The 23,300-nt window shown below is 64.7% G+C and carries 21 protein-coding genes; 8 read left to right on the forward strand and 13 right to left on the reverse strand.

Features of this window, described 5'->3' with window-relative positions:
- Positions 1–17: 17 nt before the first annotated feature.
- The 3 genes from A7V84_RS01590 to A7V84_RS01600 form a co-directional block, all read right to left on the reverse strand.
- On the reverse strand, positions 18–1,421 hold the full coding sequence (locus tag A7V84_RS01590) for an aminotransferase (RefSeq protein WP_025516201.1): 1,404 nt from the start codon (positions 1,419–1,421) through the stop codon (positions 18–20).
- 46 nt (positions 1,422–1,467) lie between these two features.
- Positions 1,468–2,502 carry a histone deacetylase family protein gene (locus A7V84_RS01595; protein WP_025516203.1) on the reverse strand — a complete coding sequence of 345 codons (1,035 nt, stop codon included), beginning with the start codon at positions 2,500–2,502 and terminating at the stop codon, positions 1,468–1,470.
- 108 nt (positions 2,503–2,610) lie between these two features.
- A complete protein-coding gene (locus tag A7V84_RS01600; RefSeq protein WP_052125708.1) occupies positions 2,611–3,615 on the reverse strand; it encodes a helix-turn-helix transcriptional regulator in 1,005 nt (334 codons plus the stop codon).
- Between A7V84_RS01600 and A7V84_RS20980 the strand changes: the two genes are divergently transcribed.
- Positions 3,614–3,862 (forward strand): hypothetical protein, encoded by a 249-nt coding sequence (locus tag A7V84_RS20980; RefSeq protein WP_127070819.1) that lies wholly within the window; start codon positions 3,614–3,616, stop codon positions 3,860–3,862. The genes A7V84_RS01600 and A7V84_RS20980 overlap by 2 nt on opposite strands.
- A 67-nt stretch (positions 3,863–3,929) precedes the next feature.
- Here the strand turns inward: A7V84_RS20980 and A7V84_RS01605 are convergent, their stop codons facing one another.
- Together A7V84_RS01605 and A7V84_RS01610 are read right to left on the reverse strand one after the other, a co-directional pair.
- The gene (locus A7V84_RS01605; RefSeq protein ID WP_025516206.1) at positions 3,930–5,342 is read right to left on the reverse strand and encodes an aminotransferase-like domain-containing protein; all 1,413 of its coding nucleotides are present in this window, start codon (positions 5,340–5,342) and stop codon (positions 3,930–3,932) included.
- A gap of 431 nt (positions 5,343–5,773) precedes the next feature.
- Positions 5,774–7,972: a TonB-dependent siderophore receptor gene (locus A7V84_RS01610; RefSeq protein ID WP_063492258.1), complete on the reverse strand. Its 2,199-nt coding sequence runs from the start codon at positions 7,970–7,972 to the stop codon at positions 5,774–5,776.
- A 136-nt stretch (positions 7,973–8,108) separates the two neighbouring features.
- Between A7V84_RS01610 and A7V84_RS01615 the strand changes: the two genes are divergently transcribed.
- Positions 8,109–9,065, forward strand: coding sequence for a helix-turn-helix transcriptional regulator (locus A7V84_RS01615; RefSeq protein ID WP_231940037.1), 957 nt, complete (start codon positions 8,109–8,111; stop codon positions 9,063–9,065).
- A 7-nt stretch (positions 9,066–9,072) separates the two neighbouring features.
- Here the strand turns inward: A7V84_RS01615 and A7V84_RS01620 are convergent, their stop codons facing one another.
- From A7V84_RS01620 to A7V84_RS01630, 3 genes are read right to left on the reverse strand one after another with little or no spacing between them, the layout of a single operon-like run.
- The gene (locus tag A7V84_RS01620) at positions 9,073–9,411 is read right to left on the reverse strand and encodes a tRNA-binding protein (RefSeq protein WP_025516211.1); all 339 of its coding nucleotides are present in this window, start codon (positions 9,409–9,411) and stop codon (positions 9,073–9,075) included.
- A gap of 59 nt (positions 9,412–9,470) precedes the next feature.
- Complete coding sequence (locus A7V84_RS01625) at positions 9,471–9,665, reverse strand: Arm DNA-binding domain-containing protein (RefSeq protein ID WP_025516212.1); 195 nt, start codon at positions 9,663–9,665, stop codon at positions 9,471–9,473.
- On the reverse strand, positions 9,662–10,627 hold the full coding sequence (locus A7V84_RS01630) for a S66 peptidase family protein (protein WP_063492618.1): 966 nt from the start codon (positions 10,625–10,627) through the stop codon (positions 9,662–9,664). Before A7V84_RS01630 ends, A7V84_RS01625 begins: the two co-directional genes overlap by 4 nt.
- 543 nt (positions 10,628–11,170) lie before the next feature.
- Between A7V84_RS01630 and A7V84_RS01635 the strand changes: the two genes are divergently transcribed.
- The 5 genes from A7V84_RS01635 to A7V84_RS01655 all read left to right on the forward strand — a co-directional run bounded on the left by A7V84_RS01635 (position 11,171) and on the right by A7V84_RS01655 (position 17,552).
- Positions 11,171–12,055, forward strand: coding sequence for a hypothetical protein (locus A7V84_RS01635; protein WP_025516217.1), 885 nt, complete (start codon positions 11,171–11,173; stop codon positions 12,053–12,055).
- Complete coding sequence (locus A7V84_RS01640) at positions 12,052–12,786, forward strand: hypothetical protein (protein WP_063492257.1); 735 nt, start codon at positions 12,052–12,054, stop codon at positions 12,784–12,786. Before A7V84_RS01635 ends, A7V84_RS01640 begins: the two co-directional genes overlap by 4 nt.
- Positions 12,787–13,064: 278 nt before the next feature.
- Positions 13,065–15,293 (forward strand): NADP-dependent isocitrate dehydrogenase, encoded by a 2,229-nt coding sequence (locus A7V84_RS01645; RefSeq protein ID WP_025516221.1) that lies wholly within the window; start codon positions 13,065–13,067, stop codon positions 15,291–15,293.
- 272 nt (positions 15,294–15,565) lie between these two features.
- Positions 15,566–16,030, forward strand: a complete 465-nt coding sequence (locus A7V84_RS01650; protein ID WP_025516223.1) for a tripartite tricarboxylate transporter TctB family protein — start codon at positions 15,566–15,568, stop codon at positions 16,028–16,030.
- Positions 16,031–16,034: 4 nt separating this feature from the next.
- Entirely contained in the window at positions 16,035–17,552 is a 1,518-nt protein-coding gene (locus tag A7V84_RS01655; protein ID WP_063492256.1) for a tripartite tricarboxylate transporter permease, read from the forward strand.
- Between the two features lie 215 nt (positions 17,553–17,767).
- On the opposite strand, the gene A7V84_RS01660 is transcribed toward A7V84_RS01655, so the two are convergent.
- The 3 genes from A7V84_RS01660 to A7V84_RS01670 are packed head-to-tail and all read right to left on the reverse strand — an operon-like array spanning position 17,768 to position 20,006.
- Positions 17,768–18,520 carry an amino acid ABC transporter ATP-binding protein gene (locus A7V84_RS01660; RefSeq protein ID WP_063492255.1) on the reverse strand — a complete coding sequence of 251 codons (753 nt, stop codon included), beginning with the start codon at positions 18,518–18,520 and terminating at the stop codon, positions 17,768–17,770.
- A 7-nt stretch (positions 18,521–18,527) separates the two neighbouring features.
- Complete coding sequence (locus tag A7V84_RS01665; protein ID WP_025516229.1) at positions 18,528–19,181, reverse strand: amino acid ABC transporter permease; 654 nt, start codon at positions 19,179–19,181, stop codon at positions 18,528–18,530.
- 39 nt (positions 19,182–19,220) lie between these two features.
- Positions 19,221–20,006, reverse strand: coding sequence for an amino acid ABC transporter substrate-binding protein (locus A7V84_RS01670; RefSeq protein ID WP_025516230.1), 786 nt, complete (start codon positions 20,004–20,006; stop codon positions 19,221–19,223).
- Positions 20,007–20,421: 415 nt separating this feature from the next.
- Between A7V84_RS01670 and A7V84_RS01675 the strand changes: the two genes are divergently transcribed.
- The gene (locus A7V84_RS01675; RefSeq protein WP_025516231.1) at positions 20,422–20,751 is read left to right on the forward strand and encodes a DUF4148 domain-containing protein; all 330 of its coding nucleotides are present in this window, start codon (positions 20,422–20,424) and stop codon (positions 20,749–20,751) included.
- A gap of 18 nt (positions 20,752–20,769) precedes the next feature.
- Here the strand turns inward: A7V84_RS01675 and A7V84_RS01680 are convergent, their stop codons facing one another.
- Both A7V84_RS01680 and A7V84_RS01685 read right to left on the reverse strand, forming a co-directional pair.
- Entirely contained in the window at positions 20,770–22,383 is a 1,614-nt protein-coding gene (locus A7V84_RS01680; RefSeq protein WP_063492254.1) for an EAL domain-containing protein, read from the reverse strand.
- Between the two features lie 62 nt (positions 22,384–22,445).
- Positions 22,446–23,207 carry a hypothetical protein gene (locus A7V84_RS01685; protein ID WP_063492253.1) on the reverse strand — a complete coding sequence of 254 codons (762 nt, stop codon included), beginning with the start codon at positions 23,205–23,207 and terminating at the stop codon, positions 22,446–22,448.
- Between the last annotated feature and the right edge of the window lie 93 nt (positions 23,208–23,300).

Consider the following 23,300-nt stretch of genomic DNA (forward strand, 5'->3'; position numbering starts at 1 on the left):
GTTTCTCCGTGTGTGTCTCAAGCGAGCGCGGCGCTGCGGGTCTGGCCGCGCACCTGTGCGTGGGTTTCGTCCAGCGCCCGGCGCAGGCCGTCGACCAACTCATGCAATTGCTGCGGCTCGGAGATCAACGGCGGGCACATGGCCACGCAGTTGCCCAGAGCGCGCACGATCACGCCATGCTCCATGGCGCGGTTCTGCACCTGGGTAGCGACGCCGGCCTGGGGGTCGAACGCCCGTTTCTGGCCCTTCTCGGCCGTCAACTCCACCGCGGCCACCAGCCCCACGCCCCGCACCTCGCCCACCATGGGGTGGTCGCGCAGGCCATCGAGCAGATCGAACATGACGGTGGACATGCCCCGCACGTGATCGACAATGGCGCGTTCGTGATAAATCTTGAGGGTCTCCAGGGCCACGGCGGCCGCGACCGGATGGGCGGCGTAGGTCAGCCCGTGGGCGAAGGCGCCCAGCTTGCGGCTCTCCTCTGTCATGGCGCTGTAGATGTCTTCGCTGACCAGCAAGGCGGAAATCGGCTGGTAGGCGGCCGACAGCCCCTTGGCCACGGTCATCATGTCCGGCTTCAGCCCATAGGTGTCGCAGCCGAACATGTTGCCGGTGCGCCCGAATCCGCAGATGACCTCGTCGACGATGAACAGAATGTCGTGTTTGCGCAGAATCGCCTGGATGCGCTCGAAATACCCCTTGGGCGGCACGATCACCCCGCCCGAGCCGTTGACCGGCTCGGCAATGAAGGCGGCAATGGTCTCCGGCCCTTCGCGCTGGATCAGCGTCTCCAGGTTGTCGGCCAGGCGCGCCGCGAAGGCCTCTTCGCTCTCGCCCGGCTCGGCGAAATGGTAGTGGCTGGGGCAGTCGGTGTGCAGGATGCGGGGCAGGGGCAGATCGAAATCCTGGTGCACGTGCTTCAGGCCCGTCAGGCTGCCCGAGGCCACGGTCACGCCGTGATAGCCGTTGATGCGCGAGATGATTTTCTTCTTCTGGCTGCGCCCGCGGGCATTGTTGTAGTACCAGACCAGCTTGACGGCCGCGTCATTGGCTTCCGAGCCGGAGTTGCCGAACAGCACGCGCGACAGGCCGTTGGGCGCCATGGCGGTGAGGGCTTCGGCCAGGGCGATGCCCGGCGGGTGCGAACGGTGGTTGAAAAGGTGGTAGTACGGCAGTTGTTCGAACTGCGCCATCGCCGCGTCGATCAGGCGGCGCTCGGAGAAGCCCAGCGAGGCGCACCACAGGCCCGACATGCCCTCGAAGTAGCGTTTGCCGTGTTCGTCATAGACATAGCAGCCCTCCCCCCGCGTGATCACCGTGGGGCCGGAGCGTTCGTGGGCCGCGAGGTTGGTATACGGATGGATGACGTGGCGCACGTCCTGTTGCCCGAAGGCGGTGGTTGAGGCAGTAGTGGTTGTCATGGCAATGGGCTCGTAGGGATTCGGAGGAAAGCAGGCGGCGCCGGATTCAGGCCCGGGTTCGCGAGGTGAAGAAGCCGTCCAGAAAGGCGCTCAGGTTCTCGGCCAGTTTGTCGACGACATAGCCGCCCTCCTGAACCAGGACGATGGGGCCGTTCCAGGCGCCGATGCGCAGTCCCGCCTGGCGGAATCCTTCGGTGCTGACGCACAGATCGGATGAGGGGTCGCCCTTGAAGGCGTCAAAACCCAGCGACACCAGCAAGGCGGCCGGGCTGTAATGGTCGATGGAGCGCATGCCGGCATGCACGGCGTCCAGCCAAGCGGGATCTTCCGATCGCATGGGCAGGGGCAGATTCAGGTTGAAGCCCTCCCCTGCGCCGCGCCCGCGTTCATGGGCATGACCGGCATAGAACGGAAACAGCGCATCCGGGTCGCCGTGCACGGAAACGAAATGCACGTCGTCGCGTTCGTAGAAAAGGCTCTGGGTACCGTCGCCGTGATGGGTGTCGATGTCCAGGATGGCGACCCGGCCCATATGCCGGGCCAGGAAATTGGCGGCAATGCCGACGTTGTTCAGATAGCAGAAGCCACCGGCATAGTCGCGATAGGCATGGTGCCCGGGCGGACGGCACAGGGCGTAGGTTTCGCGTTCGCCTTCGAGGACCCATTGGGCGGCTTCCAGGGCGCAATGGGCCGAGGACAGCGCCGCGCGCCAGGTGCCGGCTGTCATGGGAGCGGAGCCGCCGCCAAGGTAATAGCCCGTCTGCCCCTGGATGCTGGCCGGCGGCGTGCGCAGGCTGTAATGGGGATGGGCATGCGCGTGGATGACCGGCGAGGCGTTGGGCAGTTGCATCCAGCGCGCGTGGGCCGTCTCCAGGAACTCAAGATATCCCAGGTCGTGCACCGCCGAGATCCAGCGCATGCCCCAGTCGCGCACCGGCACCTCGCTGTGTCCCAGGGCCCGCATGGCTTCATGCAGACGCTCGGCGCGCTCGGGGATTTCGTGGTTCTGGACCTTGGCGCCACGGATCACGATGTCGCGTGGCGAGTGGCCGTCATGAGAGATCGAAAGGGTGTACTTCAAGTCCGCTGCTCCTTGGGCTGAATGGCTTCAGCTTAGGGGGCATGCCGGCTTCTGAATTGACCTGACGCGACATTGCGCGCCAGGGTTTGTCCGCATGCCTGGGGCAGTTCAGGCCCTGCGCAGCTGCCGGTAGGCTTGCGGGCTGCAGCCCTCATCCTGGCGAAAGGCGCGACTGAAAGCGCTGGTTTCGCTAAAGCCCAGCTGCTGGGCGATTCGGGTGATCGGCAGGCGGGTTTCGCGCAGCAGGCGTGCGCCCAGCTGCAGGCGGGTGCGCGCACGCAGCGCCAGAAAATTGATCCCCAGGCTGCGCAGCCTGCGTTGCATCGTGCGGCTGGTGATGCCGAAGTCCACGCAGGCGGCCTCCTGGGTCACCGGCCCGCCCTCTTCGATGGCGCAGACGATCCATGCGCGCAAGGCGTCCTCCCACAGACGCGCGGTGCCCGGCTCCAGCGAGCCCTGACGCACGTCGCGGCAAAGTTGCAGGAAACGCCGCGAGTCGCCGGTTTCCAGGCGCATCAACAAGGCCCGCGGATGCAGCGCCAGCACATTGTGCGAAGCATTGAACTGAACCGGCGCCCCGAAGGTCTCGGTATAACGATGCGAATCCTGCGCGGGACGCGGAATGGTGAGGCACACCTGCATCAGGGGCACCTGTGCGCGGGTGTGGCGCCGCAGCGCCTGCGCGAACTGCACCAGGGTATAGACGGCATCCTGCTGGTGGCGGCGTATGCTCGGATCGTCGATGGCGTAGATCATGTCGCAGCGTTCTGCGGAATGCCGCAAGGTGACGCTGGTCGCGGTCTGGATGGAAGGAAAACACTCGATCACGCCGCGCAGGGCCTCGCCGACCGTGGGCGCCATGCAGAACAACCGCGACACCGTCGACGGCGCGCCGGCCTGGTCGCCCAGGCGCGCCAATTCCAGCCCGAAGTTGGGCCGGCCGCTCTGCGTGGCGGCGCTCTCAAGCATGTAGGTGAACGCCAGCAAAGACCCTTCGGATTGCGAGTCCGGCGCCGGCAAGGCCGGCTGGCGGTTGAGCAGGCACGCAATGCGCGCATGGGCATTGCGTAGCACGACGCCGCTGACGACGCCGACCTGTTGACGATCTGCCATGAGACAACTCCCCTCCCCAAGGGTGAAGTCAGGCCTGAAGGGCCCGGCAATTACACGTTTCGCTGTGCTGCCGCGCTTTTACCTGGAAGGTTTTTGCATCCTTGGGCGCGCGATCGGGGCAGTTTACACAACAAGATTGCTGCTCAAGACTGGGGACAATACCAAGGCCGTGCCGCAGAAAACGCATCAGGCGGGCACCGGGAAGGTCGTTGCCGGCCTGACGAAAATCACTATCGGAGCTTCGTGAAACATACAAAATATATCGTATGCTGTTCTGCGATCAGGCATGCCTCACAAGCATAGAATCAAACCAGTCAAACCACGCCCGAGATCCTTTGCATGGTGGCGTCCGCCAGAATGGCAGCCAGCCGTCGTAGCCCCCTCTCCAGCGTATGCCTGTCGCGCGCGCCCCCCAGTGAGATACGTAAGGCATTGGAAATCTGGTCGACGGCGCTGAAGGCAGCCGATGGCGTGACGCCCAGCCCTTGCCCCTGAGCGGCGCGCGTCAGCCGATACTCGTCCCAGCCGGCAGGCAACGGCAGCCAGCGATGCAGGCCATAGGGATTTCCGCGCGCCTGCGCTGGGAGAATGGCTGCGGCCAACGTCTGGCGTGCGGCCAGTTCCTCGCGCACTGTCGCCAGCCATTGGGCGGCCACGCCGCTTTCGATCAGCTCGGTGGCCACGGCTGTCATCCAGGCAGCCGGCATCAGCGTGAGTGAGCGCAAGGCGTCGAGCACCGACGCGGCGCTGGCCTGCGCCGGCATGGCGATATAGGCGGTGCGCAGGCCCGGCGCCAGCGTCTTGGACAGGGTGCAGACGTAGTAGACCGGCGCTGCCCCCTCGCGCTGCAGCGTGGCGATGGGCGCGGGCGCATCCTCGGCCAGCAGCCAATAAGGGTCATCTTCTATGATGCCCACCTGATGGCGGCTGGCGACTTCATAGAGATCGGCGCGGCGCTGCGCTGACAGCGTGGCCGCCGTCGGATTCTGCATCGTGGGGTTGAGGTAGATCAGCGCCGGGCGGCGCGCCAGGCAAGCCTGCTCCAGCGCCTCGGGCAACATGCCCTCCTGGTCGCCCGCCACGGCCTGAATGTGGCGCCGCTGGGTGCTGGCTGCCGCCAGCAGCCCCGGATAGGTCATGGCCTCGGTCAGCACCGTGTCGCCTTCCCGGCTGTAGGCCAATATCAGGGCGGCCAGGGCCGTCTGGGCGCCGCCGCAGACGATGATCCGAGAACGATCCAGCGGCCCCAGAGCGGGCCGCAGCCATTGGGCCCCCGCCTCGCGATCGACCCCCGCGCCCGGGCCGACGTGATAGCTCATCAAGGCATCGCTGGCCACGCGCGCGTGCGCATGCGCGGCCGCCACCTGCAGCGCCCGGCCAAAGGCCGGGCTATCGGTCAGCGGTGGTATGTTCATGCTCAGGTCGACCGTGAAGCCCGCGTCCTCGGGGACCAGCGCGGCCGAGGCGATATAGGTGCCGCGAGCCCCCTGCACAGTAAGCATGCCGGCGCTACGCAGCGCATTGTAGGCACGGGTGACCGTAGTCAGGTCCACACCCAGTTGCTGGGCCAGCTCGCGTTGGGGCGGCAGGCGGTCGCCCGGGCGCAGCCGCTCCTCGCGCACGGCGTCAATCACCTGCTGCGCGATCTGCTGATAGCGCGGCCCCTGCCCGGGCTTTAAGGCGCTCAGCCACGCCAGGTCGGCAACACTGCCTTTTTTTCTGCTCATACCGTATGCGTCCTATGCCAGACCTTGCCTACCTAAAAATGGCCATTCAGTGATGGAAGATCTTGTGTGATCTGTCCCTATCGAATGGGTTGAAAGCGCTTTATGTGACGCCCGGGCCGCAGCCCATGGCCCCGGCGGCTGGCACATCCGCAGCAGACCGTTCAGCCACGTGTTGGTCTTACGATTGCTGCGGTCGCCAGCCGGCAACCTCGGAAAGCCCCGCAGGTTCGCCCTAAACGCTTAGCACGACAAGCTGCTGGACGGGTGCATATTCCGTACAAAAACCAATCAATAACTACAGACATTATATCTTTGTACGCTTGGCGTCCTGCTTGCAGCCCACTCTCGGTTCGCATAAAAAAACCCGCGAAATCGCGGGTTTGCATGGCGCTTGCCGGCCTGGCGCAGCACGCGCCCGGCCGGCAAAAGGATCAATAGCGCACCGTCATGGTGGCGTAGTAGGCGCGGCCCGGTTCGTTGTAGGTCGCGGCGCCGGCGCTCGAGGCATTGCCTTCGCGGTACTGACGCTTGTCGAACAGGTTGCTCACGCCCACCCGGAAGCGCAGGTTCTTGTTGACCTCATAGCCCGTGCTCAGACCCACCAGCGCATAGGGGCTGACGGTGTTACGGGCTTCGCCTTCCAGCTGGGTTCCGGTGCGCTCGTTCAGCGTGGGGCCGACCTGCTTGCCGTAGTAGGTCACGTTGGCCTGGAAATTCAGCTTATCGGAGTAGAACCAATCCAGGGTGCTGTTGATCGTGTACTTCGGGATCACGCTAAGCGGCTGGCCCGAATCCTTGTTCTTGGACTCGATCATGTACGTGAAGTTGGTGTTCCAGTCCACCGTGTCGGTGAGCGGGATCAACAGATTGCCTTCCAGGCCTTCGACCACGGCCTTGCCGCTGTTGACCCATTGGGTCACGCGCGCGCCGTTATCCAGGCGATACATGATGTCGGTGCCGCTGACGATCTTGTTCTTGTAATCATTGCGGAAGTAGGCCACGCTGCTGCGCCAGCTGCCGGAGTCGTACTCGACGCCGATTTCCTTGTTGACGCTGATTTCCGGCGACAGGTCCTTGTTGCCCATCAGGTAGCAGCCATTGGTGTTGGTCTGCGAGGCCAGGCAGCCGTTGCCCCGGCTGTACAAGAGGTAGTTCGGGTTGGACTGATACAGGTTGGGCGCCTTGTAGGCGCGCGCGATCCCGCCCTTGATCTTGAAGCCGTCGAAGGCTTCCCACGAGGCGTTCAGGCTCGGGCTCCAGTTCACGCCGAACTTGTCGCTGTGATCCATGCGCACGCCGGGCGTGACCATGACGTAGTCGGTCGCCTCGATGTTGTCTTCCACGAACAGCGCATAGCTGGTCTGGGTCGACTTGGTGCTGCGATTCTCGGCGGCCACGCCGCCGATGTTGCCGCCGGTGTAGGTCTGGCGCAGGCTGCTCGGGTCGTCGAGCGACTCGCGGCTCCATTCGGCGCCCACGGTCACCATCTGATCCAGGCCCCAGGTGAACGGCACGCTGGCTTCGGTGGCTGCGCGCCAGTGCTTCAGGCGCGACGTTTCGAAGTCACCATTGGGCGCGCCTTCGGTGCTGCCGGCCAGGCCTTCCTGGCGACGCGAATTGCGGGTGTAGTCGTAGCTCAGGCTCGACTTGGTCGTGCCCCAGTCATAGGAACCGCGGTGGGTCAGCGCCACGTTGTCGCGGTACATGATGTTGGTTTCCTGGCCGTACAGCCCATCCGTGTAGTCGTTGTTCACGTTGAGCATGGTGTCGCCGGCAAAGATGTTGCCCTGGCGGCTATAGCCCGCGTCGAAATCGAAGGTGTTGCGCGAGTCCATCTTCCAGGACAGCAGCGCATTCAGGTCCTGGTTGATCACGCCTTCCCGCCCGGCGGTCGACACCACGCCGTTGGCGCCTTCTTTGGCGTGGCCGGCGTTGATATTGCGCGAATCCGCGTTGGTTTTGTTGTAGTTGCCGTAGATGCGCATCGACAGCGACTCGCTCAGCGGCGTGGACAGGCTGATGTTCACCCGGTTGGTGTTGCCTTCCTTGTGATCTTCCGGCTGGTTCAGATAGTACGTTGCCGAGGCCGAGACCTTGTCGGTCGGGCGCTTGGTGATGACGTTGACCACCCCGCCCATGGCGCCCGAACCGTAGCGCGCGGCGGCCGGACCGCGGATCACTTCGATGCGCTCGACCTCTTCGGCCGGCACCCAGTTGGAGTCGCCCCGCGTATCCCGGTCGCCGCTCCATCCATAACGCACGGCATTGCGCGAGCTGACCGGCTTGCCGTCGATCAGGATCAGCGTGTTCTCCGGGCCCATGCCGCGGATATCGATCTGGCGGTTGTTGCCGCGCGAGCCGCTTGCGCTGTTGCCGGTGAGGTTCACCCCCGGTTCGCGCCGGATGATGTCGGCCAGGTCATTGACCGGCGGGCGACGCTGGATTTCCTCGGCCGTGATGATCGACACCCCCAGGGATTCCTTGCCTTCTTCTTCGGCCGTGCCGACCACCTTCACGGCCGACATCTCCTGCACATGGGTGACCTCCTGGGCCTGTACCCATGCAGGGGCAGTCATGGCCAACAGCAGGGCCGAGCGGGCGTAATGCCGCGAAAAACGCGCGAGCGACATGAAAACAATCTCCAGGGATGGCGACGAACGGCCACAAAGCGTGACCGTGTCAGGTCAATTTCTGCAATTAGGAATGATTTGTAATAACATTATCTGAACCGGATTATGTCAGTCCCGTCGGCCTCAGATCTTTGCCTTGAACTCAAAAACCTTTTCCAAACCATCAATTGCCGGAACTTCCCTGCCGGAAGACGCCGCGACCCGCTACCTCGGCGCGCTCGGCAGCAGCGTGGCCCGCTTCGATGGCATGCGTGACAAACGCAGCCTGCTGCCGGGCCTGCAGCTGCGGCGCCACGATTGCCGAGATCTGCAAGGCGCGCCCTGGTGGACGCAGGAGTCTGCCGGGCTGCATCTGTTGCTGACGCTGACCGGCGGCGCTGATCTCAGCGTGGATGGGCAGATGCTGGCGCGCCGGCCCGGCCTGGCCGGCCACGCCCTGATCTGGGGAGCCGGCCAGATGTACCGGCTGCAACGCCAGTCTCGCCGTGGCGACATCGATCGCAGCGTGCTGATCTCCCTGGCGCCGGCCTGGCTGCAATCGCGCCTGCCCGACACCCATCCTTTGCGTCAGGCGGGCGCCGGCCATCTGGACCTGCGCCGCCATGCCCTGACCCGCCCGTCCCTGGCCGTGCTGCAACAGTTGCTCCAGCCGCCGCGCCAGGACGACGATCTGCTCCCCCTCTATCTGGAGAGCCGGGTACTGGAACTGCTGCACCAGGTGGCGCAAGGCCTGCGCGAAACGGCCGGGGTCAAACTGAGCCGGCGCAAGTTTCTGCGTATGGCGCAGGTAAGAGAGGAGCTCGAAAGCGGCATGGCGGATCACTGGAGCCTGGCCGAAATTGCCGCCCGTCATCATTTGAGCGTCAACACGCTGCAACGCCACTTCCGGGCGGCCTGGGATGCCAGCGTGGACGAATACCGCCGCGATGCCCGCCTGCGCCGGGCGCGCTGTGCCTTGGAGCGTGAGGGATTGAGCGTGGCGCAGGCAGCCGAGATTGCCGGCTACAGCAGCCCGGCCAATTTCGCGACCGCATTCCGGCGGGCCTTCGGCATGGCTCCCAGCCAGGCAGCACGCGCCGCCCTCAAGAATTGAGGCGGGCTTACAGCAGGCGGGTACCCAGCGGGACGTCGCCATCGGGCACACACAGCCGCACCCCACCCTGCTCGTCATGAAAACCGGTCACCAGGCATTCCGAACGCATGGGGCCGATCTGTTTGGGCGGGAAGTTAACCACCGCCACCACCAGGCGGCCCACCAGCGCCTGCGGTTGATAGTGATCGGTGATCTGGGCGCTCGATTTACGCAAGCCCAGCTCAGGGCCGAAATCCACCTGTAGCTTGTATGCGGGCTTGCGGGCTTCGGCAAACACTTCGGCCTGCACGATGCGCCCGACGCGCAGCTCGACCTTGGTGAAGTCATCCCAGGTAATTTCATTCATGATCAGCCTTCCTGTTCATCTCGGATCAGCGCGCATGATGCCATGCTCACGCGCCACCCCTAGGCCGGCGGCCAGGAAAACTCACCCCTTGCGATAGCCTGCAGGATGGCCTCGCGCTGCAGCGCGGCCTTCTTGAGGTTGGCCGCCGTGGGCTTGAGCCGCAGGCGCTGAACACAATGGCGCCCTTCGAATATGAAGCCGATCTCGATCGATGATTCGGAGGCCGGGCGCACCCCTTCGAAACCGCGGCTCATGCGGCTTGCGGGAATCGGGCGGCGGTCGTCGGGGCCGCCACGACCGCCTGATCCAGGCGCAAGGCCCCGCGCTCGGCATCCAGCGTCACGCGCGCGCCCAGGGGCAGGATCAGATTGGGGTCGCCGTGTCCGCTGGGCCAGCCCGCCAGCACCGGAATGCCCAGGGGCTGAAATATTTCGCGCATCAACGGCTGGTAGCGCCGCTCTGCAGCATAGGCATTGCCCGAGGCGCCGCGCGTGAAAGTGCCGATCAGCACACCGGCGGCCTGGCGCAGTTTCCCGCTGGCTTTCAACTGGGCCAGCATGCGATCCACTCGCGCAGGCAGCTCGTTGACATCTTCAAAAAACAGAATCGCATCTTCCGTGTCGATTTCGTAGGGCGTTCCCATCAGGGCGCTGATGAGCGCAAGATTGCCCCCGACCAAGCGGCCGCTGGCCGTGCCGCTGGCCAGGGTCATCAAGGGGCTGTCCCCGGGCGCCTCGATCCAGCTGCCCTGCCCCAGTTCGCCATTGAGCATGGCCCAGGTCAGGGATTCGGTCGGCTCGTTGCGACCGAAGCGGAAGTCCTGCCCGGGCATCGGGCCATGGAAAGTGACGAACCCGGCCTGGCGCTGCAACGCCAGATGCAGCGCCGTGATGTCGCTGTAGCCGATGAAGGGCTTGGGGTTCTCGCGGATCAGCGCATAGTCCAGCTGCGGCAGCAGCCGCCAGGAACCGAATCCGCCCTGCAGGCACCAGATGGCGTCGATCTGCGGATCGGCAAAGGCGCTGTGCAGCTGGGCCAGGCGCAGGCTGTCCGGCCCGGCCAGATACTCGAAAGGCGCGTCCAGGCGCTGGCTGGTCATCAGACGGGCACTGTAGCCCCGGCTCTCCAGCCAGCGGGCGGCCGCTTCGGGTGCGCCGCTGACCGCCGAGGCAGGCGAAACCACGGCGATCTGCGCGCCAGCCCGCAAGGCAGGCACCGCCCTTGCGGTGCGGTCTGTGCGCGTCGGCGCAGCGGGTCGTGCAGGCGTGGCGCCAGGCGACACGGCAGGCGCTCGGCCCGCGCATCCTGCCAGCGCCAGCAGGGCGCTGCCGGCGCCGGCGCCCAGCCAGCGGCGTCGTTGCCGCCCCCATTGATTGTCCATCGTCGCTCCTTGTCGCACGCGCGAGGCCACATTATCGCCAGCCACCGCAGGCAAGCCAAACGGGCCGACTTTGCAAGCCGCGCTTTGCAAGCCGCGCGCAACTTCGTACAATGCTGGTCCATGACTGGATCCGCCTTCTCCGCCCGCCATGTGTGCGCGCCCGCCCTGCTGCGCGGCGTGACGCCCTATGGACGTCAGTGCGGCCCAACACCTGCGCTAGCCGCAGATGATTGAGCCCGGCGACCCCCCCTCCCCCTCCCAGCACTAAACGCGCAATTATTCCTCAGGTCGTCGGGCAGCTCCCGCGCCTGCTGTGCGTCCGCGTCTGCCGATATACGCGGGCCACGATTCCCGCCATGGGCGGGAAGGAATATACGCATGGACATCACCAAGGCCTTCATCAAGGCCAAGCAGCCCTGCGCCGACGGTTTCCGCTGGTATGTACGCAACGCCCGCCAGGACAGCAGCTATCAGGAAATCCTCAACGCCCTGGTGGCCGACGGCCGCGTCGAGGACGCGTGCTGGCTGCTGGACCAGTTCGGTCCCACCGATGCCGTCCTGACGCTCGATCAGGTCGACGCCGAAGCGCTGGTCTTTGCCGGAACCATCCGGGTGCGCGGCGCCATCGAGGTGGGCACGGTGCTGCGCGCGGGGCGCGACATCCATGCGGGCGGGGGCATTTCCGCTGGCGGCAACGTCATCGCCGGCGGCGACATCAAGTGTGGCGGCGCGCTGCGCAGTGAAGGCCGGCTGCAGGCCGGCGGCCTGATCCAGGCCGACTGGAATGTGCAGGCCGCCACCGGCCTGCAATGCGAAAGCCTGCGTGCAGGCTGGGATCTGCTCTGCCAGGGCGCCGCCCAGGTGGGGGGCGATTGCTCGGTGGGAGAATCGCTCAGCGCGGCGGAGGATTTCCGTTGCGACAAAGGCCTGAAGGTCGGCGGCAGCATCGACGCCAGCCAGCGATTGCTCACCGGCCACGGCATCGACTGTGGCGGAGAGATCCGGGTGGGCAGCCATCTTGGCGCGGGCTGGGGCATCCGGGCGCGCGGCGACATCCTTGCCGGCGGCAGCATCCGTGCCGGTGAAAGCCTGGCCGCCGAGGGCGATATCCAGGCCGGGGACGGCTACGGCGTCTATGCCGGCGTGGAAGTCTGCGAACATGCCTGGGAATCCAGCGCCCGCGTGCATGCCAATCAAACGCCGCGCGAACTGCGCAGCGGCTGGTGGGCCGGGCCCATGCCCGGTCTTGGACAGGCGGCATGAGGATAGACGTTCACTGGGACCCTGCCGTCGTCGAGAAAGAACTGGACGCCCTGGAGGCGCGCCTGCGCGCCAAGGGCCGTCTCGATCCGGCATTGGCCACGCTCCAGGAACTGCCCCTGCCCCTGCGGCTCTGGCGCCAGGAAGCCGATGGCGAGTTCTTCGTCTATATCGAGGATCCGAGCAACGGCGTCTTCGTGGGCTGCGTGATCTTCAACCGCCTGATCGAGGTCAACCGCCGCGTCGATCGCATGCTGCGCTCTCCCCATGCCCGCCTGCGGCCGCACTATCAGCGCCGCGGCCTGGCTGCGCAGATCTACCGCCGGGAACTGCAGGCCGGCTATTGCCTGCTGAGCGGCGCGCGCCAGTCGCCCGGGGCGCACGCCCTCTGGCAATCGCTCGCGCGGCAGAACGAGAACGGTTATGTTCACGTGGCCGACAAGCATCTCCACGGGCTGCCCGCGCAACCGGACCCGGAAGTGATGGACCAGCGCCAGACGCGCCGCCTGCTGTGCGGACGCGGGTGGTCGATCGAACGCCTGCTGCAGCTGTCCAGCGGCCACGGCCAGCACCACCACGCCCAGGGCGCGCACAACCATCCTGCCGGGCCGCGACGCACCCAGCCCGGCCAATCGTCTGCCCATCGGCGCGTAGCGCAGCCCGCGCACGCGCCGCTGCGCGCCGAGGCGCGCTCGCAGGTTGCCATCGCCGCGCGGGTCAAACGGCATGACTGATCGCGGCGCCGGCGCCCGCACAGCGTGTACAGGCATTACAATCAGGACATGTGGCGATTGCAGTCGGTCAGCTCATAAGGCCGGCGCGATCCCACCGACAGGACGATATGGCCCGCCACGGGCCAGGAGCACCCCGCAGGCGATGCGCCACGCCGCCTCCTTGCGGCCCGCCCCTGGCTGCGAGTCATCCGCCTGTTTCACACTCCCGACAAACTCTACGGCGCACCGCGCAAAGTATGTCCGGATGCGCGCAGCGCACACGGGCTGTCAAAAAGACTATGTCTAACACTCCCAAGATCATCTACACCTTCACCGACGAGGCCCCGGCACTGGCCACCCGTTCGTTGCTGCCCATCATCCAGACCTTTGCCAAGCCCGCCGGCATTACCTTCGAGACGCGCGACATCTCGCTGGCCGGCCGTATCCTCGCCCTCTTCCCCGAGTGCCTGACCGAAGCCCAGCGCGTCAGCGACGCCCTGGCCGAACTGGGCGCCCTGGCGCTCAAGCCCGAAGCCAACATCATCAAGCTGCCCAACATCAGCGCTTCGATGCCGCAGCTCAAGGCCGCCATCAAGGAACTGCAAGGTCAGGGCTACAAGCTGCCCGACTACCCGGATGAGCCCGCCACCGATGCCGAGCGCGACGTCAAGGCCCGCTACGACAAGGTCAAGGGCAGCGCCGTGAATCCGGTGCTGCGCGAAGGCAACTCCGACCGCCGTGCGCCGGCCTCGGTCAAGAACTACGCCCGCAAGCACCCCCACAAGATGGGCGCCTGGACGGCTGACTCCAAGGCGCACGTCGCCAGCATGGACAGCGGTGACTTCTACGGCTCCGAAAAATCCACCACGCTCGCCGAAGCCGGCGATCTGTCCATCGTCCTGACCAAGGCCGATGGCAGCAAGCAGGTGCTCAAGGACAAGGTCGCCGTCAAGGCCGGCGAAGTCATCGACGCCGCCGTGCTGTCGGTCGCCAAGCTGCGCGCCTTCCTGCAGGCCCAGATCGAAGACGCCAAGCGTCAGGGCGTGCTGTTCTCGGTGCACCTGAAGGCCACCATGATGAAGGTCTCCGACCCGGTCATTTTCGGCCACGTGGTGTCGGTGTTCTACCAGGAAGTGCTGGCCAAGCACGCCGACGCCCTCAAGCAGATCGGCTTCGACGCCAACAACGGCATCGGCGATCTGTACGCCAAGCTGGGCGCCCTGCCGGCCGAGCAGCAAGCGGCCATCAAGGCTGACATCGAGGCGCTCTACCAGGCCCGCCCGGCCCTGGCGATGGTGAACTCCGACAAGGGCATCACCAACCTGCACGTGCCCAGCGACGTGATCGTCGACGCTTCCATGCCGGCCATGATCCGCGACTCCGGCAAGATGTGGGATGCCGCCGGCAAGCTGCAGGACGCCAAGGCCGTCATTCCGGATCGCTGCTACGCCGGCGTCTACGAGGCCGTCATCGAAGACTGCAAGCGCAATGGCGCCTTCGACCCGGTCACGATGGGCAGCGTGCCCAACGTCGGCCTGATGGCCCAGGCCGCCGAAGAATACGGCTCGCACAACAAGACCTTCATCGTTGCCGATGACGGCGTGGTGAGCGTGCAGGACGCCAGCGGCGCCGTGCTGCTGGAGCAGGCCGTGCAGGCGGGCGATATCTGGCGCATGTGCCAGACCAAGGATGCCGCCATCCAGGATTGGGTCAAGCTCGCCGTCACCCGTGCGCGCGCCTCGAATACCCCGGCCGTGTTCTGGCTGGATCCGCAGCGCGCCCACGACGCGCAACTGATCCAGAAGGTGGAGCGCTACCTGAAGGATCACGACACCAGCGGCCTGGATCTGCGCATCCTGTCGCCCGTCGAAGCCACCCGTTTCTCCCTCGAACGCATTCGTGCCGGCAAGGACACCATCTCGGTGACCGGCAACGTCCTGCGCGACTACCTGACGGACCTGTTCCCGATCCTGGAACTGGGCACCAGCGCCAAGATGCTGTCCATCGTTCCGCTGATGGCCGGCGGCGCCCTGCTCGAAACCGGTGCGGGCGGCTCGGCCCCGAAGCACGTTCAGCAGTTCCTCGAAGAAGGCTTCCTGCGCTGGGACTCGCTGGGCGAATTCATGGCCCTGGCGGCGTCGCTGGACCACCTGAGCAGCACCACGGGCAACCGTCGCGCCGGCGTGCTGGCCAAGACGCTGGATCAGGCCACCGGCAAGTTCCTGGACAACAACAAGTCGCCGGACCGCAAGGTCGGCGGCCTGGACAATCGCGGCAGCCATTACTACCTGGGCATGTACTGGGCCCAGGCCGTCGCCGAGCAGACCGAAGACAAGGAGCTGGCCGAGCTGTTTGCGCCGGTGGCCAAGGCCCTGCTCGACAACGAAGCCAAGATCCTTGAGGAACTCAAGGCAGCCCAGGGCAAGCCGGTGGACATCGGTGGCTACTATCACGCCGATGCCGCCAAGACGAGCCAGGCCATGCGTCCGAGCGCTACGCTCAACGCCATTCTGGATTCGATCGGCTGATACGCCTAACCGCGTTCAACTGCACTGAAAAAGCGGCCTTCGGGCCGCTTTTTCTATTTCTGGCGAATTCTTTCGGAAAGCAAGGTTAATGAAAGTTAAATGAAATTATTAGGTATTTTCCCGAAGTTAGGCCCTGTTTAGAGCAGGTTTGAAAGCCTAACGGAAGTTTCGAATTTTAGACTGCACGCCTTTTCAACCGAACGTCAGCCTGACGTCAATTCTCAGTCAGGTTGATTTCAGAGCCTTGTCAGTCAATAAAAGGAGAAACAGGGATGCAGCAGGACAACAGGCGAAAACGCCGGGAGTGGGTGGCAGGAGGCGTGATGATCGCCCTTGGCCTGGGGGCGTTGGCACAGGCCACCACCTACAAACTGGGCACCCTGGCCCACATGGGGCCCGGCATGTTCCCGGCCATCCTGGGCGTATTGCTCGCCTTGCTCGGGCTGGCGATCCTGCGCGCGCCGGCGCCCGACGAGCAAGAGGAGGAGCACGAGAATCCGCCGCCGCAATGGCGTGGCTGGGGTTGCATCCTGGGCGGCCTGATCGCCTTCATGGTGCTGGGTGAGTATGGCGGCCTGGTGCCGGCCACGCTGGCCCTGGTGTTCATTTCGGCACTGGGCGATCGTCAACACACCGTCAAGACGGCAGCCCTGCTGTCGATCGGCGTGACCATCCTGGGTGTCGCCATTTTTGCCTGGGGCCTGCAACTGCAGTTCCCGCTGTTCCGCTGGGGTTGATGCCATGGAAATTCTCGACAACCTGATGCATGGCTTCGGCATCGCGTTCCAGCTCGACAACCTCATGTGGGCGATCTTCGGCGTCTTCATGGGGAACCTGATCGGCGTGTTGCCGGGCATGGGCGTGCTGGCCGCGATCTCCATCCTGCTGCCGCTGACCTACACCATGACGCCCACGGCGGCCCTGGTGATGCTGGCCGGCATTTACTACGGTTCGCAGTACGGCGGTGGCATCACCTCCATCATGCTGAATCTGCCGGGTACCGCCTCGCACGCGGTAGCCTGCCTGGACGGCAACCCGCTGGCACGCAATGGCAAGGCCGGCTCGGCCCTGTTCATGCTGATGTTCTCGTCGTTCTGCGGCGCTTCGGTAGGGATCATCGCAATGATCCTGTTTTCGCCGCTGCTGGTCGACGTGGCCTTCAAGTTCGGCCCGGCCGAGTACTTCTCGATGATGATGCTGGGCCTGCTGGCTGGCGCGACCCTGGCCAAGGGTTCGGCCATCAAAGGCGTGGCGATGGTGGTGGTCGGCCTGTTGCTGGGCGTGGTCGGCACCGACGTCAACACGGGCACCATGCGTTTTCACTTCGGCATCATCGAACTGAGCGACGGTCTGCAGATCGTGGCGCTGGCCATGGGCTTGTTCGGCGTGGCTGACTTCCTGAAGAACATCAACCAGGTCGGCGATGGCGGTGTGATCACCAACACCAAGATCAGCATGAGCGCGATGCGTCCGCAGCCGGGCGACATCAAGCAGTCGCGCGGCGCCCTGGTGCGCGGCACGGCCATTGGCGCGGCCTTCGGCATCCTGCCGGGTACCGGCCCGACCATTGCCTCCTTCATCTCTTATGCGACCGAGAAGAAGGTCGCCCGCGAGCCGCAACGCTTCGGCCGTGGCGCTATCGAAGGCATTGCCGGTCCGGAAGCAGCCACCAGCGCTTCCACGCAGACCAGCTTCATCCCGACCATGAGCCTGGGCATCCCCGGCGACCCGGTCATGGCGCTGATGCTGGGCGCGCTCATCATCCACGGCATCCAGCCGGGTCCGCAGATGATGATCGAACACGCCGACATGTTCTGGGGCCTGATCGCCAGCTTCTGGGTGGGCAACATCCTGCTGCTGATCCTGAACCTGCCGCTCATCGGCATGTGGGTGCGCCTGCTGTCCGTACCCTTCCGCTACCTGTTCCCCGCAGCATTGTTCTTCGTCTGCGTCGGGGTCTACAGCACGAACAACAACCTGTTCGACGTGGCGATGGTGACGTTCTTCGGTGTGGCGGGTTACTTCTTCATCCGCCTGCGCTTCGAGCCGGCGCCGCTGCTGTTGGGCTTCGTGCTGGGCCCCATGGTCGAAGAAAACTTCCGCCGCGCCCTGCTGCTCTCGCGCGGCGAACTGTCGATCTTCGTCGAACGTCCCATCAGCCTGGGCTTCATCGTGGCCTGCGTGCTGCTGATCGCCCTGCTGGTCACCTCGGCAGTGCGTCAGCGCGCACGCAGCAAGGAGCTGCTCGCCCAGAACTGACCTGCGGCCCCACTGGCTGTGCGCACGGCGCCACCCCCAAGCGGGTGGCGCCGTTCCATTTGGAACATCCGCTATCGGTCGCTAGCCTGGATAACCGGCATTTCCTCGAGACGCTTTGGTCCGTCGAGGCGCCGGCCGCAGAACTCTCCGGCGCGAGCATCGCGTCGCCCGGACTGCCCGCAACGGTCGGCCGGTGCGTCAGCCGGTCTCGTCTTCTAGAGCATCTGCCCCAGGAAACTCTGGCTGCGGGCATGGCGCGGCGAGTCGAAGAACTCACGGGCCGGCGCCTCCTCGACGATCCGGCCTTGGTCCATGAAGATGACCCGGTGGGCGACTTCGCGCGCGAACCCCATTTCGTGGGTCACCACCAGCATTGTCATATGCTCTTCGGCAAGCTGGCGCATGGTGCGCAGCACCTCCACGGTGAGTTCGGGATCGAGCGCGGAGGTCGGCTCGTCAAACAGCATGATGTCCGGCTCCATGGCCAGCGCCCGGGCAATCGCCACGCGCTGTTTCTGGCCGCCCGACAGGCGGGAAGGATAATTGTCGCGCTTGTTGAGCAGGCCCACTTTGCGCAGCAGTTCTTCGGCCTTGGGCAGAATTTCATCGCGCTTCAGGCCCTTGACCGTCATGGGCGCCTCGATGATGTTCTGCAGTACCGTCATGTGCGGGAACAGATTGAAGGACTGGAAGACCATGCCCATCTTGCGGCAGATCCGGCGCACTTCGGCCTCGGCAGGATAGCGGCTGGCGCCACCGTCGCCATCGTCAGCCAGGGTATCGCCTTCGATGCGTATACTGCCGCGATCGATGGTTTCCAGATGGTTCAGGCAGCGCAGGAAGGTGCTCTTGCCCGACCCCGAGGGCCCGATCACGGCGACGACTTCGCCTTTCTGCAGGGTCAGCGACACGCCTTCGAGCACGGTCACGGCGCCGAAGGCCTTGACGATGCCTCGCGCTTCGATCATGGGCGTGCTACTGGTCGTACTTGGCATAGCGTTTTTCCAGGTGCTGGAAGAACCAGGTCAGCACCAGCGTCATCAGAAGATAGAAGGCCGCCGCCACCAGGAATGGCGTGGTCGTGAAGTCGCGCTGCACGATGCCGCGTGCGGTGCGCAGAATATCGTTGAGCGCCAGTACATAGATGAGCGACGTATCCTTGACCAGGGTGATGGTCTCGTTACTCATGGGCGGCAGCACGCGCTGCACCATCTGCGGCAGCACGATGCGGCGCAGGGTCTGGAAATAGCTCATTCCCAGCACCTTGCTGCCCTCGTACTGCCCGCGATCCACCGCCAGGATGCCGGCGCGAAAGATTTCGGCGAAATACGCCGCATAGTTCAGCGCAAAGGCCACGACGGCCGCCGGGAAATCCGGCAACCTGACGCCGATCACCGGCACGAAAGGCAAGGCAAAATAGACGAACAGCAGCTGCAGCATCAGCGGCGTACCGCGCATCAGCCAGATATAGCCGTTGACCAGACGCGACAGCAGCTTGAATCGCGACAGTCGCGCCAAAGCCAGCACCAGACCCAGCGGCACGGCCAGGGCCAGCGTAATGAAGAACAGCGTCAGGGTGACCTTGGCGCCGTCGGCCATGGGCCCCAATAGAGAGAGGACGTAATCCATGAGTCGCGAGGCGGCCGCTGTGACGGCCGCCCGTCGCCCTTACTTGATGATGTCGGCGCCGAACCAATGGGTGGCGATGCGGCCGGACGTGCCGTCCTGCTTCATGTCGCCCAGCGTCTTGTCCAGCTTGCCCTGCAGTTCGGTGTCATCCTTGCGCACACCCACTCCGTAATCTTCGGTGCCGAAGTTCTCGACCAGCACGCGATACTCGCCCGGGCGCTTGGAAGCCAGGTAGCGCCCCACCACTTCGTCCACCACGACGGCGTTCAGGCGACCGGCCGACAGATCCATCAGCGCGGTAACGTTGTCGCCAAACAGCTTCAGTTCCTTCAGGCTTTGGTAGACCGGCTCATCCTTCTTGATGGCGTCCACGGCGCTGCTGCCTTCTTGTGCGCCCAGGACCTGCCCGGCCAGATCGGCTTTGTTCTGGATCGGAGAGGCTTCGGCCACCATGATGATCTGGTGGTTGGCCATGTAGGGTGCGGTGAAAGCGATGTTCTTCTTGCGCTCTTCCGTGATGGTCAGGCCGTTCCAGAGAACATCGACGCGCTTGCCATTGAGCTCGGCTTCCTTGGCGCTCCAGTCGATCGGCTTGAACTCCACCTCCAGGCCCAGGCGGCGCCCGGCTTCCTTGGCCATGTCGATATCGAACCCGACCAGCTGGTTCTTGTCATCGCGGAAACCCATCGGGGGGAAGTTGTCATCCAGGCCCACCACCACTTTGACGGGCGCAGCCGGCGCGGCAGCCGCGCTCTCTTGCGGAGCCTTGTCGCCGCATGCTGCGAGCAAAGTGGAAGCCAGGAGAATTGCGCTGAGTTTTTTCATTGGGAAAGACGCGTGGACGCGTAAAGGAAGCGGGGCAAAAGCCCCCGATTTACAGGCGAATCCTCAATTATATCGGGACAGTCCGGGACGCGTCCTGAGCGGGGCCATCGCCCCGGTCCGGCGCGAGTCTGCGCGTTCCTGTTCGGATTCGTACCGGGGGCAGAAAGAATGGGCCCGATCGCTTCGCTCCCATTAAGGTTGACGAGCCATTCCAATGGCTACAATCAGGTTTCAATGGTGGATATCCGAGTTTATATCGCCGATTACCACCATAAATGGAATAATCTTTTCAAGAATTCCGGGTTTATCCTAGGGCGAGACGCGAGGACAATGCAGTCATTGGGAAACACAAACGAACTTTGACGGCTTCTCCGCCGGGTCCGATCCCATCTCACCTATACTTATGGAGATCGTAATGAAAGTCCTAACCTCTGCCCTGTTGATGTCCATGGCCGTTATCGCTGGTGGCGCCCACGCCTCCGACAACACCGAACCGAACAACACGCCCTATGACGGCGTCTATGGCCGCGTCGATGCCAATGCCAAGACCCGCGCCCAGGTGCTCGAAGAACTGGCGCAAGCCAAGGCCAACGGCCAATATACCTTTGGCGAGCTTGACTACCCTGCCGCCCAGGCCGTCACCAGCACCAAGACCCGCGCCCAGGTGCGCGAAGAACTGGCCCAGGCCAAGGCCAACGGCGAATACACCTTCGGCGAGCTCGACTACCCGCCCCACAGCAACTAAGCACCCCGTGCTCAGTGCCTACGCCGGCTCCTCGGAGCCGGCGTTTTCATCTGCATCCGGCAATTTTCCGGCCATGACGTCCTGGCCCTGGCGCAGATACCAGCAGGCCAGCACGTTGGCAGCCATCGGGCGGGCGATCAGGTAACCCTGCACATAGGTGACCTGGCGTGCGCTCAGATAGGTGTACTGGGCCGGCGTCGTCACGCCTTCTGCCACCACGGCCAGTTGCAGGCGCTGCCCCAGCGTCAGAATCAGGTCCAGTATCGGCGACTCCTGCTGCGCGTTCACGATGGCATCGACGAACACCTTGTCTATCTTCAGGAAATCCACCGGAAACTGCTGCAGATAGGAAAGCGAACAGTACCCGGAGCCGAAATCGTCGATCGCCACCAGCATGCCGCCCGCCCGCAGGCGGGCAATGTTGTCCTGGGCCCGCCCGGTATCCTCCACCATGCTGCGCTCGGTGAGCTCCAGCACCAGCTTGGGGCCTGTCGGGCCTAGCCGTTGCTTGAACGCCAGCATTTCTTCCGGGAATGTGGGCTGCACCAGATGCTCGGCGGCGATATTCAACCCCATATGCAAGGACGACGGCAGGCTCATCGCGGCCCAGTCTTTCTCGATCAGCTCCATGGCGTGGCGGGTCAGTGCAACGATGGCGCCTTCGACTTCGGCGGCCGGGATGAACACTCCCGGGCTGACGGAGCCGTAACCCGGGCGCTCCCAGCGCATCAGGGCCTCCACCCCGGCGCAGCGCGCGCCCTGCACCTCGCACACAGGCTGATAGGCCATATAGAACTCCCCGGCCCGCATGGCGGCATGAATCTGCTCGCCGAAAGACAATCGCTGGCGCTGCACTCGCGACAACACCCATGCGAGCAGCAAGCCGATGACCAGCGCTGCCGGCAGAAAGGCTGCCAGCAGTCGCAGCCAGGTCGCCCACACCAGACGATCAGAGGCCTCAACCAGGATGACGAAATGCGCGCCGGCCGCAACAAAGCTCTCCTTCCAGAGCTCGACCTCACTGCCTTTGACGAAGCCATCCGGCACCGGCCGGCTGGCGAAGCCCGGCGCGCCATCGATACGCACCTCGATCAAATGGCCGTCGAGCGCGGCGACCGAATCGATCATGTCCTGCAGGTACTGACCATCGACCACGGCCACGGCGTGCCGGTCTGTCTTGGGGTCGTAGTCGCTGAGCAACAGGCCGGGATAGGAGAAGGCAACCGGCGTGTTCTCGATCACCCGCAGACTGCGGCTGAAACTCAGGTTCCAGCGCTGCTGGCTGTCCAGCGGCGTAACCAGCAGCGATGAGCAGAATGGCGCCTGTTTCTCGAACATCATCAATGATCGGAAATAAGGACGCTGGCTGGCCATGCGGGCCAGGCCGAGCTGCAGCGACGGGCAGTCGCGCGCGAGCTGCGGCATCATGATGTCCACGGCGATGCCGGCTTCTCTCAGGATGCGTTCGATCTGGTGTCGTACCGTGGCGGCTTCATTGCTGCCGGCATTGGCATTGAGGCGCTGGGCGCTGATCCAGGCCAGCAGCAGGCATATCAATACCGGCAGCAGTACCGAAATGGTGGCCAGGTAACGCCACTGGCGGGCTCGGGCAGTCTGGAAAGCCTTGTACACGTTTGATGTCCGTCTTGGAAATCCATGAAAAATGACTGCCTGGCGGGATATTCCGAGCTAGGTTACCTGACTTTGCGGCGCTGCTCCTCAAACGGACCGCGCCAACGCCACCAGCCTGCGAGTGCCAGCCCGCCTGCCGACAGCAGCGCCGCAGCGAGGTAGTACAGCGGACGCGCCCGCTCAGCCACGTCATCCGGCACCTCCGGGGTCGCGCCGCCGGCGCCGATGTCAAGCAGCGGAGCCACGATATGCAGCAAGGCCAGCAATAACAGCCCCGCCGCCAGCAGAAAAAGCGCCGCCCAGCCCAGTCCGGCGCGCCGCGGGCCATGCATGGCTGCTGCCTGGCTCGCAGCGCGCCCGGCGGCCGCTTTCGGGGTCCGTTTGGTGGCCGGCGCGACGGATTTGCCGGCCGCCTTCGGCGGCTTGGACCCTGCAGCTTCGCCACGCGCGCGCCAGCGTCGCCACAGGCGCGGCCCGGCCGCCATCAGGCCTGCCGCTACCGTTGCTCCCACCAGCGCCGCAGCCGAGACATGATGCTGACCAGCCAGCCAATCCTGGCGCCCCCCTGCCCAACGACCTGCGCCGAACCAGGCATGCAGGGCGTGCCCCGCCGCATAACAGGCCATCAGGCCCAGGGTCACGCACGCCAGGACGACGATGCCGCTGATGAGATCCTGACGGTAGTCCTCCTGGTGGGTGCGCATGATCCATCGCAGCATCAGCAGACAACCTGCGCTCATCGACAGCAGAATTGCGGCCACCGCCCATGCCAGGGAGAAGCCGTACAAAAAGCGCGCCAGCGCCAGCGGTGCCGAGAAGTCCATGCCTTTAGGGTAGGCCAGCCGACTTGCGCGTCGGCCTCGCCATGTGATCCTGAGAGGCGCTTGTTTACCACGATTGCCGGCCGCCACCCAAGG

It is taken from the genome of Bordetella trematum (assembly GCF_900078335.1).
Taxonomy (GTDB): Bacteria; Pseudomonadota; Gammaproteobacteria; order Burkholderiales; family Burkholderiaceae_B; genus Bordetella; species Bordetella trematum.

Coding starts and splice junctions, on each gene's coding strand:
- A7V84_RS01590 (WP_025516201.1), bottom strand. CDS start 1,421: ATGACAACCACTACTGCCTCAACCACCGCCTTCGGGCAACAGGACGTG.
- A7V84_RS20980 (WP_127070819.1), top strand. CDS start 3,614: ATGAGACAACTCCCCTCCCCAAGGGTGAAGTCAGGCCTGAAGGGCCCG.
- A7V84_RS01600 (WP_052125708.1), bottom strand. CDS start 3,615: ATGGCAGATCGTCAACAGGTCGGCGTCGTCAGCGGCGTCGTGCTACGC.
- A7V84_RS01605 (WP_025516206.1), bottom strand. CDS start 5,342: ATGAGCAGAAAAAAAGGCAGTGTTGCCGACCTGGCGTGGCTGAGCGCC.
- A7V84_RS01610 (WP_063492258.1), bottom strand. CDS start 7,972: ATGTCGCTCGCGCGTTTTTCGCGGCATTACGCCCGCTCGGCCCTGCTG.
- A7V84_RS01620 (WP_025516211.1), bottom strand. CDS start 9,411: ATGAATGAAATTACCTGGGATGACTTCACCAAGGTCGAGCTGCGCGTC.
- A7V84_RS01625 (WP_025516212.1), bottom strand. CDS start 9,665: ATGAGCCGCGGTTTCGAAGGGGTGCGCCCGGCCTCCGAATCATCGATC.
- A7V84_RS01635 (WP_025516217.1), top strand. CDS start 11,171: ATGGACATCACCAAGGCCTTCATCAAGGCCAAGCAGCCCTGCGCCGAC.
- A7V84_RS01640 (WP_063492257.1), top strand. CDS start 12,052: ATGAGGATAGACGTTCACTGGGACCCTGCCGTCGTCGAGAAAGAACTG.
- A7V84_RS01645 (WP_025516221.1), top strand. CDS start 13,065: ATGTCTAACACTCCCAAGATCATCTACACCTTCACCGACGAGGCCCCG.
- A7V84_RS01650 (WP_025516223.1), top strand. CDS start 15,566: ATGCAGCAGGACAACAGGCGAAAACGCCGGGAGTGGGTGGCAGGAGGC.
- A7V84_RS01655 (WP_063492256.1), top strand. CDS start 16,035: ATGGAAATTCTCGACAACCTGATGCATGGCTTCGGCATCGCGTTCCAG.
- A7V84_RS01660 (WP_063492255.1), bottom strand. CDS start 18,520: ATGATCGAAGCGCGAGGCATCGTCAAGGCCTTCGGCGCCGTGACCGTG.
- A7V84_RS01665 (WP_025516229.1), bottom strand. CDS start 19,181: ATGGATTACGTCCTCTCTCTATTGGGGCCCATGGCCGACGGCGCCAAG.
- A7V84_RS01670 (WP_025516230.1), bottom strand. CDS start 20,006: ATGAAAAAACTCAGCGCAATTCTCCTGGCTTCCACTTTGCTCGCAGCA.
- A7V84_RS01675 (WP_025516231.1), top strand. CDS start 20,422: ATGAAAGTCCTAACCTCTGCCCTGTTGATGTCCATGGCCGTTATCGCT.
- A7V84_RS01685 (WP_063492253.1), bottom strand. CDS start 23,207: ATGGACTTCTCGGCACCGCTGGCGCTGGCGCGCTTTTTGTACGGCTTC.